The sequence below is a fragment of the Sphingomonas sp. GC_Shp_5 genome (assembly GCF_026540855.1).
Taxonomy (GTDB): Bacteria; Pseudomonadota; Alphaproteobacteria; order Sphingomonadales; family Sphingomonadaceae; genus Sphingomonas.
Map to the genome: position 1 here is coordinate 124,863 of NZ_JALNUP010000003.1, position 16,489 is coordinate 141,351.

The 16,489-nt window shown below is 67.5% G+C and carries 9 protein-coding genes; 5 read left to right on the plus strand and 4 right to left on the minus strand.

From position 1 onward, the window contains the following. Window positions 1-171 precede the first annotated feature (171 nt). The 3 genes from OXR60_RS03960 to OXR60_RS03970 all read left to right on the plus strand — a co-directional run bounded on the left by OXR60_RS03960 (window position 172) and on the right by OXR60_RS03970 (window position 3,381). Complete coding sequence (locus tag OXR60_RS03960) at window positions 172-366, plus strand: hypothetical protein (RefSeq protein WP_267394280.1); 195 nt, start codon at window positions 172-174, stop codon at window positions 364-366. 70 nt (window positions 367-436) lie between these two features. Further along, on the plus strand, window positions 437-1,834 hold the full coding sequence (locus OXR60_RS03965) for a deoxyribodipyrimidine photo-lyase (RefSeq protein WP_267394281.1): 1,398 nt from the start codon (window positions 437-439) through the stop codon (window positions 1,832-1,834). Next, window positions 1,831-3,381, plus strand: a complete 1,551-nt coding sequence (locus tag OXR60_RS03970) for a cryptochrome/photolyase family protein (protein ID WP_267394282.1) — start codon at window positions 1,831-1,833, stop codon at window positions 3,379-3,381. The genes OXR60_RS03965 and OXR60_RS03970 overlap by 4 nt, the downstream gene beginning before the upstream one ends. Before the next feature lie 37 nt (window positions 3,382-3,418). Here the strand turns inward: OXR60_RS03970 and OXR60_RS03975 are convergent, their stop codons facing one another. The 3 genes from OXR60_RS03975 to OXR60_RS03985 form a co-directional block, all read right to left on the minus strand. Continuing rightward, window positions 3,419-6,310 (minus strand): TonB-dependent receptor, encoded by a 2,892-nt coding sequence (locus OXR60_RS03975; protein ID WP_267394284.1) that lies wholly within the window; start codon window positions 6,308-6,310, stop codon window positions 3,419-3,421. Window positions 6,311-6,569: 259 nt separating this feature from the next. Continuing rightward, window positions 6,570-8,081 carry a glycoside hydrolase family 27 protein gene (locus OXR60_RS03980; protein ID WP_267394285.1) on the minus strand — a complete coding sequence of 504 codons (1,512 nt, stop codon included), beginning with the start codon at window positions 8,079-8,081 and terminating at the stop codon, window positions 6,570-6,572. Between the two features lie 25 nt (window positions 8,082-8,106). Next, entirely contained in the window at window positions 8,107-9,681 is a 1,575-nt protein-coding gene (locus tag OXR60_RS03985) for a family 43 glycosylhydrolase (RefSeq protein WP_267394287.1), read from the minus strand. Window positions 9,682-9,847: 166 nt separating this feature from the next. Between OXR60_RS03985 and OXR60_RS03990 the strand changes: the two genes are divergently transcribed. Beyond that, complete coding sequence (locus OXR60_RS03990; RefSeq protein ID WP_267394289.1) at window positions 9,848-12,214, plus strand: prolyl oligopeptidase family serine peptidase; 2,367 nt, start codon at window positions 9,848-9,850, stop codon at window positions 12,212-12,214. An 8-nt stretch (window positions 12,215-12,222) separates the two neighbouring features. Continuing rightward, the gene (locus tag OXR60_RS03995) at window positions 12,223-14,970 is read left to right on the plus strand and encodes a DUF5695 domain-containing protein (protein ID WP_267394291.1); all 2,748 of its coding nucleotides are present in this window, start codon (window positions 12,223-12,225) and stop codon (window positions 14,968-14,970) included. Between the two features lie 49 nt (window positions 14,971-15,019). On the opposite strand, the gene OXR60_RS04000 is transcribed toward OXR60_RS03995, so the two are convergent. Next, on the minus strand, window positions 15,020-16,447 hold the full coding sequence (locus tag OXR60_RS04000) for a M20/M25/M40 family metallo-hydrolase (RefSeq protein WP_267394292.1): 1,428 nt from the start codon (window positions 16,445-16,447) through the stop codon (window positions 15,020-15,022). Window positions 16,448-16,489: the final 42 nt, after the last annotated feature.

Here is a 16,489-nt window from a genome sequence, read left to right on the forward strand (position 1 = left end):
TGATCATCTGGGGGCGATTCCTCAGATGCTCGCCCGTCGGTCGTCGGTGCGGCGCTGTCGGAAGCCAGTGCCGCAGCTTGCCGCAAGCGCGGGGAACCTTCGCCGCCTCGGCGTATTTTCCGGTTAGCGTGCCAGCAACCAATGCGGCGCGCACCCCGAACCGAAGACTGAATGACCCGCATGACATTGAGCCTGTTCGCCGCCTCGCGCGCGACGGGCAAGACCGGCCGGCACGCCGCCGATCTCCCGGACGCTAGCCACGTCGCCGCAGCCGACCATATCGAACGGCGCATGGGCCTCACGCCCGTCGAACTGGCCGCGCTTGACGAATCGTCCACCCCGCGCGCGATGTCGTCGCCGGCCTGACAGCACCGCGCCGACAGATTCTCTGGGCTAGGGTCGGCATCGCTCTGCCGTTTCAAGCATTGATCGGCCGATGACGACCACCTCCCCAGCCCCCACCCTCCTCTGGTTTCGCCAGGATCTCCGGCTTGCCGATCAGGCGGCGGTAACCGCCGCTGCTGCCGAGGGACCGGTGCTCGCGGTCTATGTGCTCGACGATGATGCGCCCGGCGACTGGCGGATCGGCGGCGCGCAACGCTGGTGGCTGCACCATGCGCTGACCAGCCTTGCTGCATCGCTCGACGCGCTGGGTGTGCCGCTGGTGCTGCGCCGTGGCGACACGGTCGCGATCCTCGCCGAGCTCGCCGACGCGGTCGGTGCCGCGCGGGTCCACTGCCTGGCGCATTACGAACCGTGGTGGCGCGATACCGAGGCGCGGCTTGGCGAGCGGCTCGAGCTGGTCCGGCACGACGGCTATCTGCTCGCGGATCCAGACACGGTGCGCACCGGCGCAGGCACCGGCTTCCGCGTGTTTGCGCCCTTCTGGAAAGCCTTGCAGATGCGGATGCCGCCCGCGGCCCCCGTCGAGGCGCCGCAGCAGATCACCGGCGTCGCCCACCCGCCGGCCGGCGACGAACTGGCCGCCTGGGGCCTGCTGCCGACGGCGCCCGACTGGTCGGGCGGGTTCGACGAATGGCAACCCGGCGAGGAAGGCGCGCACGCGGCGCTCGAGGCGTTCGTCGACCATGTCGGCGGCTATGCGCAGGATCGCAATCTGCCCTCGATCGACGGCAGCTCGCGATTGTCACCGCACCTCCACATGGGTGAGATTTCGCCCGCGACGGTATGGCATGCGGTGGCGACCAGCCGCGGCGCCGAACCGTTCCTGCGCGAACTCGCCTGGCGTGATTTCACCTCCAACCTGATCGTGCAACTGCCGCGCTATGCCGACGACAACGGCCGCGCGCGGATGGACGACCTCCGCTGGCGCAGCGGGCCCGAGGCCGATGCGGACTTCGTCGCCTGGACGAAGGGCGAGACCGGCTATCCGATCGTCGACGCCGGGATGCGCCAGCTGTGGCAGCTCGGCTGGATGCACAATCGGGTGCGGATGCTCACCGCGAGCTTCCTGATCAAGCATCTGCTGCTCGACTGGCGGCGTGGCGAGCGCTGGTTCTGGGACTGCCTGATCGATGCCGATTACGGCAACAACAGCGTCAACTGGCAGTGGGTGGCGGGCACCGGGGTCGATTCCGCGCCGTTCAACCGGATCATGGCGCCGCTTGGCCAGTCCGAGAAGTTCGATGCCGCCGGCTATATTCGCCACTGGGTGCCCGAGCTTGCAGCCCTCAGCGACGCGGTCATCCACGATCCGCACGGCGCGGGCGTGGCGCCGGCGGCTTATGCGCCGCCGCTGATCGGCCATCGCGAGGCCCGCGAGCGCGCGCTCGCCGCGCTGCGCCGCGCGGGGCCCCAGGCGGAATCTGCGTGACGATCATCATCCCCGTCCTCGGCGACCAGCTCAGCGCCTCGCTCGCATCGTTGCGCGACGTCGACCGCGCCGCGGCGATCGTGCTGATGGTCGAGGTTCGCGAGGAGACCGGCTACGTCCGCCACCACAAAAAGAAGATTGCGCTGATCTTCTCGGCGATGCGCCATTTCGCCGCCGAGCTGCGCGCCGACGGCTGGCGCGTCGATTACGTGACGCTTGACGATCCCGACAACCGCCAGGGCTTCACCGGTGAGGTGCAGCGCGCGGTGGCGCGGCACGGGGCCACCGCCGTCCGCGTCGTCGAGGGTGCCGAATATCGCGTCCGCCAGATGCAGGACGGCTGGGCGGCGGCGAGCGGCGTGCCGGTCGAGATTCTCGCCGATGACCGCTTCATCTGCTCGGTGCCCGAGTTCCTCGGCTGGGCGAAGGGGCGGCGCGAACTCCGGATGGAATATTTCTACCGCGACATGCGCCGCCGGACCGGGCTGCTGATGACCGCCGACGGCGAGCCCGAGGGCGGCCGCTGGAACTTCGACGCCGACAATCGCGAGACCCCGCCGCGCGGGCTCAACTATCCGGTGCCCGAGCGGTTCGCCCCCGATGCGATCACGACGGAGGTGCTGGCGCTGGTCGGTCGCGAGTTCGCTGGCCACTTCGGCGATCTCGAGCCGTTCGCCCTGCCCGTCACCCGCAGCCAGGCGCTCGCCGCGCTTGCCCATTTCGTCGCGGCCGCGCTGCCTGATTTCGGCCGCTACGAAGACGCGATGGTGGCCGGGCAGGAGTATCTCTACCACAGCGTGCTCTCCTTGTGCATCAACCTCGGGCTGCTGACCCCGCTCGAGGTCGCCCATGCCGCCGCCGAGGCCTATGCGCGCGGGCTGGTGCCGCTCAACTCCGCCGAGGGCTTCGTCCGCCAGATCATCGGCTGGCGCGAATATATGCGCGGCATGTACTGGCGCGACATGCCGGGCTTTGCGACGCGCAACGCGCTTGCCGCGCACCGGCCGCTGCCTGAATTCTACTGGACCGGCGACACCGAGATGCGCTGCCTGCGCGAAAGCGTCGGCCAGACCCGGCGCGAGGCCTATGCGCATCACATCCAACGGCTGATGGTGCTGGGCAATTTTGCGCTGATCGCCGGCGTCGATCCCAAGGCGATCTCCGACTGGTTCCTGGTGGTCTATTTCGATGCTTATGAGTGGGTGGAGATGCCCAATGTCATCGGCATGAGCCAGTTCGCCGACGGCGGCGCCATCGCCAGCAAGCCCTATGCCTCGACGGGCGCGTACATCGACCGGATGAGCGATTATTGCGGGCGCTGCCGCTACAAGGTGAAGCAGCGCACCGGCCCCGACGCCTGCCCGTTCAACGCGCTCTATTGGGACTTTATCGGCCGCCACGAGGATCGGCTGCGCGGCAACAGCCGGATGCGCAACATGTACGCAACCTGGAACCGCTTCTCCGACGACGCCAAGGCCGAGATCCGCGCCAGCGCCGCGGCGTTCCTCGACGGGCTGGAGCCGGCGGCGAACGGCTGGGCACGGTAACGGCCGGCCCGCGTGGCGCGGGCCGGCTCGTTCAAGGTCAGAAGCGGAAGCGGGCGCCCGCCTGAATGGTGCGCGCCTGGACACGAACGCCGACCGGAAGCGCATTGTACGCGCCGAAGTAGGAATCGGCGCTATTGTGCAGCAGGTTGGTGGCATCGACGCTGAAGGTCAGGAACTTGACCGGGGTGAAGTTGACCGAAGCATCGAGCCGCGATGTATCCTGCGTGTAGATCGAATAGCCGGGGTTCACATAATCGATATACGTCTTGTAGCTCGACCGGATGTTATAGGCGATGCGCGCGCCGAATTGGGGCGTGTCGTAGAAAAACTGGACGTTGCCTGAGTAGGTCGAGGTGTAGGGCGCGTCGAACAGCCCCTTGGTGTCGAGATCGGCATCGTTATACGCCAGATGCAGCGTCGCCACCGGGATATAGGTGAAATTGACGTTCAGCCCGAAGTTCTTCCACAGCCCCGGCAGGAACTCGAAGAAGGTGTTCATCTGCCCTTCCACGCCGAAGATCTTGCCGGGACCGGCGTTGCGCGATTTGCCGACAAGGTAGGTGCCATCCGCCACCAGCGGATTGAGAGGCTGACCCGGAACGAGTTCGCGCTGCTCGGTATAATAGATGAAGCCGGTCTGGTTCTTCAGGAACGTACCAAGCGACAACACCCCGCCGCGACCATAATAATATTCCAGTGACGCGTCGTAACTATTTTCCTGTGCCGCCTTCAGATCCGGGTTGCCCGAATAGATCTTGCCAATGGTAGTTTCATCGAGAAGATTGAGCGACGATCGCATCGAGTAGAAGTCGGGGCGTGACACGTTGTGCGTATAGGAAAGGCGCAGCTGCATCTTGGGCGTGAAGTGGATCGTGCCGGTCGCGCTGGGCAGGAAATCGATGTAGTTCGATGTGCTGCTCGTCGGCGTGTAGATCACTGGCAGGCTATAATCGGGCTTGCCCGTGCTCAGCAGATGGAAGGTGTATTGCGAGCTGGTGGCGGTGCCCCAGGTGTTGACGAACCGCAGCCCGAGCGTGCCATCGATCGGGAAATGGGCATCGAACCCGTAATTGATCTGGCCGTAAGCGGCAAAGGTCCGCTCATGCTCCTTGAAGCTCTCCCCGGGATCGGTGGTCGCGGGCTCGGCGAGCGTCCAGTCCCGTCCCTGAAGATCGGCGCCGTTGTTGATGAGGTAATTGCGCACCGCGCCGAAATTGTCGAACAGGCTCTGCCCGTCGAAGTGATAATAGGTCGGCACCTGGCTCGCGCCCGAGATGTCGGGGGTGGTGGTCGCCAAGCCGACGCCGGTGGCGGCGCCCACAGCGGTAAGGCTCGGCGCCGTCGCCGTGTTGAAGTAGAAGGCGTCGCGATAGCCATAATCGCGCGCCATCGTGTGCTTGGTGAAGCGCGCGCCCAGCTGCACCGATCGTACCAGCCCCGTGCGGCTGGTCTGCACGGTCATGTCGAGGTTCGAGGCGAACAACGTATCGTCGTTGGTCCCGCGCTCGTCATGAATCTGATACAGCTTATAGTTTGCCGGATCGCTGATATCGACACCGGGAAAGCTGATATAAGGCCCGCCGCCCGGAACGTTGGGCGAGTTGAAGTCGACGTCCGCCGAGGTTGCGCCGCTGAAACGGAACTGATCCTGGACGAAATAGGTCTTGTTGTTGCTCCAATTATATTGATTGCTGAAGTTTATCTGGACGTCGTCGGTGTGATAGTGGGTCTCGAAACTGGTCGTGTAGGTGTCGCTCCTGGTGTGATGGTAGGTGCTGATCGGGCCGCCACCGACGCCATTGGGGTTGTTGAGCGTCACCGTGCTGACGGTACCATCCGGATTGGCGACAAGATTGCTGTATGTGCCGTTCCCGTCGTTGGTGACCATCCGCAGATTGTCTGTCTTGTCGGTCGACCGGACCCCGACATACGATCCCTCCACCACGAAATCGAGGTGATCGCTCGCCTTCCACTGCCATGAGGCATTGAGCGAGGGGCGCTTGATGCTGCCCGATTCGACTCCGTAGTTCACGGCATAAGGGATGATCGTGTTCTGCAACGCCGCCGGCAGCGCCAGATAGGCCGGCGTTCCGCTCGGGATCTGCTGCGGCGATTCGCTGACGACGTAATTCTCGAAATAATTGTTCCGCGTGTACGATCCGTTGACCAGAAAGCCCATCTCGCCGATCGGCGTGTCGAAGCGATCGGCCACCAACAGGCTGGCATAGGGGCTCTTGGTATTGCCGAGATCGGAGAAGGACTCGCGGAAGCTGCCCGCCAGCGTCATGCCCTGCTTGAGATCCAGCGGCCGGCGCAGTTCGACATTGACCGTGCCAGCGATCCCGCCCTCGGGCTGATCCGCGCCGCGCGTCTTGTACACCTGGACCGACTTGAGCAACTCAGCGGGAATATCGGCGAGATTGAGCGACCGCAAACCCGCACCTGCCGCTTCATAGCCGTTGATGGTAGTTTGAACATCGCCCAAGCCGCGGATCGTGACATTGGTGCCCTCGCCGTGAGAGCGGTCGATCTGCACGCCCGTGATCCGCGCGAGCGTCTCGGGCACGTTGTTGTCGGGCAGCTTGCCGGCATCCTCGGCATCGACTGAATCGACGATCTGCTTGGAGGAGCGCTTGCGGTTCCGCGCGTTCTGCAAGCTCCCGCGCAGGCCGGTGACGATGATGTCATTGCCCTCGGCGCCCTTGTATGTCGCCGTCGTCGTACCCGCACGCGTGGCCTGGCGGATGGCCTTGGCGCGGCGCTTGGCTTCGGCGCGCTCGGCCTTGGTCAGAGGGCGGGCAGGATCGGTGTCGGCCTGGACCATCGCGGCGCCAGCAGGTGCTGGCGCGGCCGCATGGGCTGTACCTGCCGCGAGCATCAGCGCGACCGATCCGCAGGTAAGTTTCAATTTTCCCCGTGAGGTCATCATGCCCCGCCCCTTTTCGTCGCTATACCGTTACAGAATTACTCATACGAAATACTGTATACGTTTGAGCGTGGGCAGTGTGATCTGTCAAGCGTTCGTCACATCCGGTTTGTAGATGAGAAACAATCGGCGGCCAGCGCATCGTCGGCACCGGATAAGGGCGCCACGTGCCGTGTGGGCGCGCGTAGCGTTGCACGTGCCAGCGTGCCCCCCCCGCGCACGAAAACGCCTTGGCGTTAACGCCATGGCGCTCCCACCGCCGTCAGGCGCCGCGCACCCGCAGCAGCACCGCGCCATGCGCCCGAACGGTGACGCTGGTCTGGCCGGGCGGCAGGTCGGCCCCCCGCCACACATCGTGGCGTGGGCCGATGCGGGCGAGCCCCGCGTCCGCGGGCTGCAGCGCAACCCGCGCGGCCTGTTCGCCGCGATTGAACACGGCGAGCGCAACGCTGCCGTCGGCGAGCGGCTTGGCCCAGATCACGGCATCGCCCTCGCTGCGCACCGCATGGCCCTGAATGCCACGTGCATCCTGGTCGATCGCGATCACGCCGCGGTTCTGGAGCAACGCGCGCGTTGCCGCATCGGTCTGGCGCAGGTCGTGGCCCATCATCAGCGGCGCCGCCGACATCGCCCACAGCGTCATGTGGGTGGTATATTCGTCGATGCTCATGCCGCCGTTGCCGAGCTCGAGCATGTCGGGGTCGTTCCAGCCACCGGGCCCGGCGTGGCCGAACCGGGGGTTTCGATCGAAGCCGATCTCGGCCATCGTCTTGTAGGTGTCGGTGATGTCGCCGGTGGTGCGCCACAGATGGCCGCCGACCGAACGCCCCCAGGCAGCGACGTCGAACCGGCCATATTCGCACAAGGAATAGATGATCGGCCGCCCGGTGGCGCGCAGCGCCGCACCCATCTCATGGTAGCTGCGCTGCACCGTATCGGCATCGGCATAGAACCATTCGCCCGAACACAGGTCGTATTTGAGATAGTCGACGCCCCAGGCGGCAAACGTCCGGGCGTCCTGCGCGACATGGCCATAGCTGCCTTGATAGCCCGCGCAGGTGCGCGGCCCGGGCGAGCTGTAGATCCCGAGCTTGAGCCCACGCGCGTGGACGTAATCCGCAAGCGCCTTCATGTCGGGGAATTTGCCGTTGGGGTGGAGCACGCCGGCGGCATCGCGGTTGCCCTGCCAGCCGTCGTCGATGTTGACGTAGCGATAGCCGGCGTCCCGCAAGCCGGTGGCGACCATGGCATCGGCCATCGCGCGCACGGTGGCGTCGTCGATGCGATTGGCGAACTTGTTCCAGCTGCTCCAGCCCATCGGCGGCGTCATCGCCTGCCCGTCGGGCGCGAGCGTACCGAGCGGCGGCAGCACGGCGAAGCGGAAGGCGCGCGCGCGTCGGTCGGCGGCGGTGCCGCGCCGGCCATGCTCGGCGACCATCGATTCCCAGATCTGCCCGCGCAGCGCCACGCCCTTGGCGCCGAGCGTCGCGCTCCATTCGCGGGTGGGATGCTCGCGATCGTTGATGTTGCGCGCGGTGAAGCGCAGCCTGTTGCCCTCGACATGGGCGCCGACCATCTCGACCGGGCCATACCAGAGCGTGGTGACCCGCCCAGTGATCGCGTCGCCGTGGCTTTCCACCTCCATCATGGTCACTCCCGGGTTGGGCGCTGACGAGTCGAACACCCATATGCCGTCGAAGGCGGTGCGGGCGGCGGCCGGGGTGGCGACAACGGTCGCCCACAGGCAGGCGATGATCGCGGTCAACAGGCGCATGACGAACTCCTGGATGGAAGGCTGGCTATCGGCACGCCGGGGCGGGCGCAGCGCTGGCCGGGCGGACCGTCACCGGCCGGGGCCGCGGGCCGAGCGCCTCCCACTCCTGCACCGCGACCCCGGCATGATCGGTGCCGACGCCCGAAGCGTCGAACACCGCGCGCAGGCAGCGGGTCGTCACCGGTGCGAAGCTCGCCGCCTGGAAGCTGCCGACCGCGGTGCCAAAGCCCCGGGAGCGGGGGACAGGTTTCCACCCGCCGTCCCAATAGTCGAGGCGCCAGCGCGCCGGCGGCGCCACGCCGATCGCCGACCCCGCCGGCTGGTCCGCCCAGAACCAGATCCGCGCGCCATCAAGCGTCACCGGCCGGTCCCAACGATATTCAATCCACTGCTGCGGCGGATTGTGCGGCGTCCAGCTGCCCCACATGTCCGGCGGCAGCGGCGCCGCCTTGACGATGCCGTCGTTGAGCGACGTCGCCCAATATTGCACCGGCACCGGATCGTTGGACACCGCGACGCTTGCCGCGCGGGCGAGGTTGCGTGACGGCGGCGGCACCGGCTGCGGGCGCCGGGTGGGGATCACCGGGCGGATCGCGGCGGGGCTGACGCTGTCGTCGAAGGTCATCCTGTCGAGCGCAACGCTGCGCCGGAAGTGGCCGCCGCCCACCGCATCGGCGGTGTGGTAGGCGAGATACCATTGCCCCTTGAACGCGACCGCGCCGGAATGGGAGGTGGTCGACGACACCGGCTTCAGCACCACGCCGCGATAGGTCCACGGCCCCATTGGCGAGGGCGCGGTGCCGTAGGCGATGCAGGCATGGTAGACGGCCGGCGTGCAATCCGACTGCGGGCCGGCGCGGTTGCCCGCGTAGAGCATGTAATAGCTGCCCTTGCGCTTCATGATCCACGGCGCCTCGAAGAAGCCGGTCAGCCCCTCGATCGCCACTTCCGGCCCCTTGGGCGTGATCATGTCGCGGGCAAGCTCCATCCCGCGCAGCTGCCCGAACGTGCCCCAATAGATGTACACCCGGCCATCGTCGTCGATCATCACCGTCGGATCGATGTTCTGGATGGCATTGGCGACCGGCACCCGCTGCGAGATAATGGGGCCGGCGGGGTGTGCGTCTCGCCACGGCCCGGTCGGGCTGTCCGCCACCGCGACGCCGATCGCGAAGCCGTCCTTGGCGTCGGTGTCCTTCTCCAGCACCGGCGCGTACATATAGAGCCGGCCGTCGGGGCCGGGCACGATCTGGCCGGCATAGGCGCGCCCCGGCGCCGCCCAGGCGAACACCGCCTCGGGCCGCGCGATCGCGGGATAATGCAGCCAGTCGCCGGAGGCAGGATCGCGGGTGGCGAGCAGCTGCCACTCGTTCATGATGAAGTCGTTGACGTCGGGGCCTGCTTCGTCGCGCCCGGCGAGGATCCACAGCGTGTCGCCGATGACGACCGGGGCGGGATCGGTCGAGTAATAGCGACCATCGGCGAGAATCGGATTGCCCGGCGCATGGAGGCGCTCGGCTGCCGGTTGCAGCTGGGCAAGCGCGTGGCCCGGCAGCATCGACATGGCCGCGGCCAACAGCCTGAAGCGCTTCGTGACCATCCCGCTACTCCCCATTGGCGATGGCCGGAACGTATAGATCAGTCATGACCAAATAATATACCGTATAATTTTGAGTTGACGCCATCTTCGACGCTGGGCAGGTTCTTCGCGGCCTTGGGGGAACATGATGAGCGGGCGACTTTCATTGCGGTTCCGTCGGGCATCCGTGCTGGCATTGGTCGCGGCATTGCCGCTGCCGACGCTTGCCCACGCCGATCCTGCGCCCGCACCGAGCATCACCGAACGCTATGCCCTGGCGGACCGCTACCTGCGCGACGACATGGACAAGCTCATCGCCGACCGCGATCCGGGCGCAACCTTCGTCGCCGGCGGCCGCGGCGTCTTGTTCATCCGCAAGACGCCCGCCGAACGGACCATCTTCTTTCTCGATCCCGCGACCGGCAGCCGCCGACCGATCGCCACCTACACGATGATCGCGCGACTGCTCGCTGCGGCAACGGCCAAGCTGGTCGATCCCCAACACGTCGGGCTTGATCGTCCGGATTATGATCCCGCAACGGCCGTGTTCAGCTTCGCCGCACTCGGCAAGCGCTGGACGCTCGACGCCGGCGGCGCGCTTGCCGAAGCCAAGACCGGCGAGGAGGATGGTACCGGTTCGCTGTCCCCCGATGGTCGTCTCAGCATTCTCGCTCGCGCCTTCAATCTGGTCGCCGTGGAGGTGAAGACCGGCCGCGAAGTGGCGCTGACCACCGATGGCACGCGCGAGCAGCCCTATGGCCGCGGCATCGCGCCACTGCCCGAGATCCTCAAGCAGGGCACCGAGGTGCCGGTGATGCCGGTGTCGGTGCGCTGGTCGCCCGACAGCCGGCGGATCATCACCTGGCGGCTCAACACCCGCGGCGTGCATCCGCTGACGGTCACGCAGGAGAATCCGCCGGGCGATTTCTACCCGCGCAGCTTCTCCTACATCTACCCGCTCGCCGGCGCCGCCACCCTCCCCCAGGCGACGCGGCTGGCGATCGACGTCGAGCAGGCGCTGCGCCGGCGCAAGGCGACGCTGGTGCCGTTGCAGGTGCCGAGCGAGTCCCTGCTCTATCCGGCCGATCCCGACATGGAATGGGTCGCCGGCAAGCCGCGGATGAGCTGGACCGAGCGCGGCTACAAGCAGGTCGTGGTCTATGCCGCCGATCCCGACACCGGCGCCGCGCACGTCGTCGCGCGCGAGGCGGTGAAGCCGGTGGTCACCGTCACGGCGAGCGCGCTGATCCCGGCACCACAGCTCGGCGGCGAGCTGTCGATCTCCGAGCGCAGCGGCTGGGCGCAGCTCTATCTGGTCCGCCCCGACGATCCCGATGGCGGCATCCCGCTGACCCGCGGCAACTGGGAAGTGCTCTCCGTCGACCATGTCTCCGAGGATGGCCGGACGCTGCTGATCACCGGCGTCGGCCGCGAGCGTGATCGCAATCCTTATTATAGCGCGCTCTACCGGGTGACGCTGGACGGGTCGCAGCCGGTGCTGCTGACGCCTGAGCCGCTCGAGCACGAGACCCAGGTGTCCGACGACGGCCGCTGGATCATCGACCGGATGTCGAGCCCGACGGTGCCGACCCGGACCGTGATCCGCGCCGCGAGCGATGGCCATGTCGTCACCGAGCTCGCGCATGCCGATCCGTCGGCGCTGATGGCGACGGGTTTTACCCCGCCCGAACCGTTCCAGGGCGTCGCCGCCGACGGCAAGACCACGCTCTACGGCATGATCCTGCGCCCGGCGCACTTCGATCCGAGTCGGCGCTACCCCGTGATCGACAACGTCTACACCGGCCCCACCACCACCGACGTACCCACCAGCTGGGACGGCGCGGTGATGGCGGGCGGCAACAGCGTCGCGCAGATCGGCGCGATCGTGGTGATGATCGATGGCCGCGGCACCTCGCGCCGGGGGCAGGCGTTCCGCCTGCCGGCGTACCAGAACCTCGGCGAAGTCGGGCTCGACGATCACATCGCGATGATCCGCCAGATGGCGGCGCGCTACCCCTATATGGACGCGACCCGCGTCGGCGTGTTCGGCGGCTCGGCCGGCGGCTATGACGCCGCGCGCTTCATCCTGCGCCGGCCCGGCTTCTTCAAGGTCGCGGTGGCATCGTCGGGCAACCACGACCTGCGGCTCGACAAGGCGTGGTGGCCCGAGGTGTCGATGGGCTTTGCCGACCAGGCGACCTGGGCGCGCAATTCGAACATGGCGGTCGCCGCCAATCTCCAGGGCAAGTTGCTGCTGATCCACGGCGACATGGACGACAATGTCCCCGTCACCGAAAGCTTCCGGCTCGCCCAGGCGTTGATCCAGGCCAAGCGCGACGTCGACATCGTGGTGCTGCCCAACACCACCCACGCGGTCTACCAGCCGTTCTTCTGGCGCAAGCTGCGTGATTATTTCACCCGCAACCTGCTCGACGAGGCACCGCCGGCCCTGCTGCCGCTCTCGCCCTCCCCCACCGCGCCCGCCGAACCGCCGCGCGACGCGCCGCCCGCTACCACGGCCACCGCCGCGGTAACCGCCACTCCCGCCAAGTGAGCCCGACCATGACCCGTTTCCTTGCCCCCGCGGCGCTGCTGCTTGCCGGCACCATGCTGACCATGCCCGTGCGCGCGCAGGAGCAGCCGCCCGCCAAGAAGGTCTATCCTCCGATCCAGCAGACGCCGCTGCGCACCAAGACGTTCGACCTCGCGCTGCGTAGCGACACCCAGACGCTGTCGCGACTGTCGCCGCTCGGCGATGCCGGCTTCGACTTCACGCCGGGCGCACGCGAGCCCGAGCGGGCGGGCGACGGCTATGTCCACATCGGCGACATCAACCTGCGGCTGCGCACCGCCGGCGGCGCCTGGACCGACTTCGCCACGGCGCACCAGCGCGCGCCGATCCGCCGGCTACCCGCGGCCGGCGCGGTGCTCGCGGCGGCGGACATCACCGCCTCGCTCGGCGCGGGCAGCCCGATCAGGGTCGAGCGGCGCTGGGTGAACGACCATGGCGTGCTCGCCTTGCGCTTCACGCTGACCAACACGACCGGCCAGCCGGTCGAGATCGGCGGCCTCGGCCTGCCGATGGTGTTCGACAACATCATTGCCGATCGCGATCTCGAACAGGCGCACGCCCAGGCGAGCTTCGTCGATCCGTACATCGGCCGCGACGCCGGCTACCTCCAGGTCGCGCGGCTCAACGGCAAGGGACCGGCACTGCTGGTGCTGCCCGAGCGGAACACGCCGCTCGAGGCCTATCGCCCGATCATGGAGGCGCGCGCCGGGCGGCGCGGCGGCGCGCCCGACGGCGACATCTTCACCGACAAGTCGCCGCGCGGCCAGACCTCCGAGGGATTCTACGACTGGACCGTCGCCAGCGCAGGCTTCGCCGACAAGGAATGGGCCAAGGCCGGCGAGCAATGGAACACCCCGACCAGCTTCACCCTGGCGCCAGGCGCAAGCCGCACCGTCGGCGTGCGCTTCGTGACGTCGCCGTCGATCGCGCAGATCGAGGACACGCTGGTCGCCAACAAGCGCCCCGTCGCGGTCGGCATCCCCGGCTATGTGGTGCCGACCGACCAGAACGCGTCGCTGTTCCTCAAGACGCCGAGCGCGATCGCCAAGGTGGAAAGCCTTCCCGCCGGCGCGCTGACCGCGACCAAGGTTGCGGGCGCCAGCGGCTGGTCGCGCTATGCGGTGCGCGCTAGCGGCTGGGGCCGCGCCAGCCTCGCGATCACCTATGCCGACGGCAGCGTCCAGACGGTGAGCTATTTCATCACCAAGCCGCTCGACCAGACGATGGCCGATCTCGGCCGGTTCGCGACCACGCAGCAATGGTATGAGGACAAGAAGGACCCGTTCGGGCGCAACCCGGCGATCCTCACCTATGATCGCGAGGCGAACAAGATCGTCACCCAGGATCCCCGCGTGTGGATTTCGGGGATGAGCGACGAGGGCGGCGGCGGCAGCTGGGTGGCGGCGATGGTCAAGCAGCTCGACAATCCCGATGCGGCCGAGCTCGCCAAGCTGCAGCGGCTGGTCGACGAGACGGTGGAGGGCCGTCTCCAGGTGCCCGACGGCGAGCATGCCGGCGCGGTGCGCAAGAGCATCTTCTATTACGATCCCGCCGCGCACCCCGATTATTACGACCCCAGCGTCAACTGGAAGAGCTGGACCTCCTGGTCGAAGAAGGACGCCGGCGACCTCGGCCGCGCCTACAACTACCCCCATGTCGCGATCGGCCATTGGGTGCTGTACCGCGTCGCCCGCAACCACCCGGGGATGGTCACCGCGCACCCGTGGCGCTGGTATCTCGACCATGCCTATCAGACCACCGTGGCGATGATGCGCGATGCGCCTTATTACACGCAGTTCGGGCTGATGGAGGGCGACGTGTTCGTCGACATCCTCAAGGATCTGAAGCGCGAGGGGCTCACCGCGCAGGCGACCAAAATGGAACGGCTGATGAAGGGCCGCGCCGATCACTGGCGCACCCTCACCTATCCGTTCGGCAGCGAGATGGCGTGGGATTCAACCGGCCAGCCCGAGGTCTACGCGTGGATGCGCTATTTCGGCTATCAGCCGCAGGCCGACGAGACGAAGCAGGTGATCCTCGCCTACGATCCCGCGATCCCGAGCTGGGGCTATAACGGCAATGCGCGCCGCTATTGGGACTTCTTGTACGGCGGCAAATATCCGCGCATCGAGCGCCAGATCCACCATTACGGCTCGACGCTCAACGCGGTGCCGCTGTTCGACGCCTATCGCGCCAACCCCGCCGAGCTGCGCACGCTGCGCATCGCTTATGGCGGGATGATGGGCGGCGTCACCAACATCGACCAGCAGGGCTTCTCGTCCGCCGCCTTCCATTCGGCGCCGGACATGATGAGATGGGATCCGTACAGCGGCGACTATGGCATGGGCTTCTATGGTCATGCCGTCGCCAGCGCGACCTATCTCGTCAACGACGCGACCTTCGGCTGGCTCGGCTTCGGCGGCAATGTCGCGCAAGCAGGCGGCACGATCAGCATCGCCCCCAGGGACGGCGCCCGCAGCCGGCTGTTCATCGCTCCCGCAGGCCTGTGGATCACGCTGGAGGCCGGCAAGATCGCCACCGCCAGCTACGCCCCCGCCACCGGCGCGGTGACGCTGACGCTCGATCCCGCCACCGCGACCACGCCGGCCGCGCGCCTGTTCGTGGAGGCAACGACCGGCGGCCGGCCCTATGCGCCGTCGACCGCCACCCTGGAGCGCGGCGGCTATACCGTGCCGCTCGCGACCGCCGCGACGCAGGTGACGCTTACCGCGCGCTGAGCGCGCGCTGAAGCCCGGCCGTCCCTGCACGGGGACGGCCGGCGCCACATCAATGCGCGGCGAAATAGCTGGTAAGATCGTAGATATAGTCGCGGCCGCGATACAAAGCGTCGGCCGAGATGCGCTCGTTCAGCCCGTGGGTGCCTGCGGTCGCCGGGTCGTTCCACAGCCCGGGGATGCCATAGGTCGGGATGCCGATCTTGCTGAGATAGGTGGCGTCGGTCGCGCCGGCGGATTGGGTGGGGATGACCGGCACGCCCGGGAAATGCTTGGCGCCGATCGTCGCGATCGGCTTCATGATCGCCGGATCGAGCGTCGGCACCGCGGTGACCGGCCGTTCCTGGATGTTGCTGCGGAGGATCTTGACCTCGGGATCGGCGATCACCTGCTCGAGCGCCGCCCTGGTCTGGTCCGCGGTCTCGCCGGGCGCGATACGGCAGTTGATCGAGGCGGTGGCGCGCTGCGGCAGCGCATTGGCGGCGTGCCCGCCGGACAGCAGGGTGGCGACGCAGGTGGTGCGCAGCAGCGGGTTGAGGCCGAGATCGGCGCCCACCAGCTTGGCCGCCTCGGCATCGCCGGGTTGCCTGCCGAGCCGGACCATCGCAGCGCCGACCGGGTCATGGCGCATCGCGCCGGCCTGGACGAGATAGGCCTGCGACACCGGGTTGAGGTGCACCGGGAATTGTAGCGTGCTCACCTTGGTGAGCGCCGCGGCCAGCCGGTAAATGGCGTTGTCCGGCTGCGGCGCCGAGCTGTGGCCACCGCGGTTGGTGACTTCGAGCACGAAGTTGCGCGGGCTTTTCTGGGAGATCTGGACGCCGAGCGTCTCGGGGCCGCCGCCCGGCGCGGTACGGCCGCCGCCGCCCTCGTTGAAGGCAAAGCCCGCCTTCATCAGCTCGGGGCGGTTGTCGACCAGCCAGCCCGCGCCGTTCAGCACCCGCTCGTTGGTCCCCTCCTCGCCGCAGGTCAGCGCCAGCTTGACGGTGCGCCTCGGCTTGAAGCCGCTCTGCTTCCAGCGGATCAGCGTGTCGGCAAAGATCGCCGCCTGCGCCTTGTCGTCGCTGGCGCCGCGGCCGTAGAAATAACCGCTCTCCTCAACCAGCGTGAACGGATCGCGTACCCAATCCTCGCGGTTTGCCTCGACCACATCGATGTGGGCGAGCAGCAGCATGGCGGGCTCGCTCGGGCTCGATCCCGCCCAGTTCACCACCAGGCCACCGTCGCGCGGGCGCTCGGGCGGGGTGTAGAGCGTCAGCTCGCGATCGCTGAACCCGGCCTGGCGCAGGCGATTGCCGATCTGCGTCGCCGCCTTGGTGCAATCGCCGACCGACGAGGTCGTGTTGGTCTCGACCAGTTCCTTGTAGAGATCGTGGAAGGCGACGCGGTCCGGCCGGGTTGGCGGTTGCTGCGCGGCGGCCGCGAGCGGCTGGGCGAGGACGGCGGTGGTCGCCATCAGGGTGAGCATGGTGCGCGTCATGGCTGTGTGTTCCTGTTGCAAGCGATCGGGACAAGCGGGATG

Bases quoted from the DNA above. Each gene is read 5' to 3' on its own strand.
- OXR60_RS03965 (WP_267394281.1), top strand. From the start codon at position 437: ATGACGACCACCTCCCCAGCCCCCACCCTCCTCTGGTTTCGCCAGGAT.
- OXR60_RS04000 (WP_267394292.1), bottom strand. From the start codon at position 16,447: ATGACGCGCACCATGCTCACCCTGATGGCGACCACCGCCGTCCTCGCC.
- OXR60_RS03985 (WP_267394287.1), bottom strand. From the start codon at position 9,681: ATGGTCACGAAGCGCTTCAGGCTGTTGGCCGCGGCCATGTCGATGCTG.
- OXR60_RS03980 (WP_267394285.1), bottom strand. From the start codon at position 8,081: ATGCGCCTGTTGACCGCGATCATCGCCTGCCTGTGGGCGACCGTTGTC.
- OXR60_RS03960 (WP_267394280.1), top strand. From the start codon at position 172: ATGACCCGCATGACATTGAGCCTGTTCGCCGCCTCGCGCGCGACGGGC.
- OXR60_RS03995 (WP_267394291.1), top strand. From the start codon at position 12,223: ATGACCCGTTTCCTTGCCCCCGCGGCGCTGCTGCTTGCCGGCACCATG.
- OXR60_RS03975 (WP_267394284.1), bottom strand. From the start codon at position 6,310: ATGATGACCTCACGGGGAAAATTGAAACTTACCTGCGGATCGGTCGCG.